Source organism: Sphaerochaeta halotolerans (assembly GCF_003429665.1).
Taxonomy (GTDB): domain Bacteria; phylum Spirochaetota; class Spirochaetia; order Sphaerochaetales; family Sphaerochaetaceae; genus Sphaerochaeta; species Sphaerochaeta halotolerans.
Genome location: NZ_QUWK01000036.1, coordinates 1 through 1,601, shown reverse-complemented (window position 1 = coordinate 1,601; position 1,601 = coordinate 1). Strand labels below are relative to the sequence as shown.

At 47.7% G+C, this 1,601-nt stretch carries 1 protein-coding gene and 2 rRNA genes; 2 read left to right on the top strand and 1 reads right to left on the bottom strand.

Translation table 11 applies throughout. From position 1 onward, the window contains the following. Together rrf (DYP60_RS13845) and rrf (DYP60_RS13840) are read left to right on the top strand one after the other, a co-directional pair. A 5S ribosomal RNA gene (rrf, locus tag DYP60_RS13845) occupies positions 1–108 on the top strand; the annotation flags it as partial. Positions 109–207: 99 nt separating this feature from the next. Then, positions 208–320 (top strand): 5S ribosomal RNA (rrf, locus tag DYP60_RS13840). 11 nt (positions 321–331) lie between these two features. On the opposite strand, the gene DYP60_RS14085 is transcribed toward rrf (DYP60_RS13840), so the two are convergent. Continuing rightward, the gene (locus tag DYP60_RS14085) at positions 332–526 is read right to left on the bottom strand and encodes a hypothetical protein (protein ID WP_133299359.1); all 195 of its coding nucleotides are present in this window, start codon (positions 524–526) and stop codon (positions 332–334) included. Between the last annotated feature and the right edge of the window lie 1,075 nt (positions 527–1,601).

The following is a 1,601-nucleotide window of genomic DNA, read 5'->3' as shown; positions in this document are numbered from 1 at the left end:
TGGCCACAGCAGGGTGGACACACCCGTTCCCATCCCGAACACGGAAGTTAAGCACCCTCACGCCGATGGTACTACGGGCAACCGTGGGAGAGTAGGTAGCCGCCGGGCCCTTTTTTTGCTTTTTTGCTTTTTTGTTTGTTCTTACAGTTTTATTGGACTGCCAAGACTCGTTGCATGTGAAGACCTGCAACCAAGTGTTGGAATTGATCCGGTGGCCACAGCAGGGTGGACACACCCGTTCCCATCCCGAACACGGAAGTTAAGCACCCTCACGCCGATGGTACTACGGTCAGCCGTGGGAGAGTAGGTAGCCGCCGGATTTTTCTTTTTTTCAATACGGTTGATTTTGTATAAGGGAATGCAGAATCTGATTCCCCAACGGAGCGAGAGGAAAGGAACCATCATGATGGTTCTTCTCCCGAGCGAGTGCAGGGAAAGTACGGTGAGATACCCCGTCCCTTGGGGCGGAAAAGGAGTCAACGCCTCCTGGGTTCATGGCTTGCCCTGAGGTATTGAAGCCTTTCATTCTGGTTTACCCAGTATATCCCTTTTTGTTCAGTAAGGCGGGAATATCCCTGTTGCTCGCAATTTGGTCGATTCCTGTGGTGCTCCTGTAGATTCCCAGTGGGGTGCTTGCTGATTGTTGGGTTGTAGGTATCTCTTGATACTTTCAGGGGTGCTGAGAACGCTCTGTTTTACAATCTGATTAGTTTCCCTTTCCACATTCTTTGTATATGCACTGGGCTTTCTTGCATGGGGACAACTGAAGCGTTTTCCTCCGGGGCTGACTATGGAAGATGAATGGGCACAGCCTCAATAGTTGTTGCCTCGCCCTTCTTGGTGCAAGATGCTCCTAGGTACATTCCTAAGAAACGTAGTCACGTATATGTAGTGCTTCTCCTAATTATTCCAATCTCCTTTGTTTGGCCAGGTGTTCTTCCTCCCTTTCTATTTCTTTCTTCAACCGGTGTTATCCGATAGTATATGGTTCAACAGAGTATTGAAAACCAATGGCGACTGTCCATTCATTCCCGAGCGAGTGCCGGGAAAGCAAGGTGAGATACCACGCCCCTTTGGGCAGAAAAGGAGGCAACGCCTCCTGAGTCCATGGCTTGCCCTGGGGTATTGATACCTTTCATTCTTTTATCAGCCTGGCAACAGATCTGCATGCGATGCTCGTGTTCTTTGTGTTTGGCTCTCTATTTAGCATCATGCACGTTATTCTTTTTATAGCATTGTATGGTTTGATGGTTTCTCTTTTCCTCTTTTTGGGACAATCGAAAACCAAAAAGATATAATTTCAAAAAGAATTTCAAATATTTTTTCTCATATTAGAGCATCTAATTTGATCTTGAAATGACATGATTAGGTGTATCAATACGTAATATACTTGGGAAATAGTAATGATTTTTGATTTCTCACATGATTTTCCCAAAGCTACTGGACAGTAAAAGGGAAGTCCTGTATAGTCACTTCTTGTCGGCCTACGCCGGCCGCCGGGAAAGCTTCGCAGGGAGCTTTGGGGAAAAGGCCCGAAAGGCCTTGACTGACAGGCGGCAAATCGGGTAAGTTGACCGAGCGCCACCCGGGAGGGGGGCGGG

What these genes read in the sequence shown, in the direction of transcription:
- DYP60_RS14085 (WP_133299359.1), bottom strand. Translation starts at nt 526, where the DNA reads ATGAAAGGCTTCAATACCTCAGGGCAAGCCATGAACCCAGGAGGCGTT.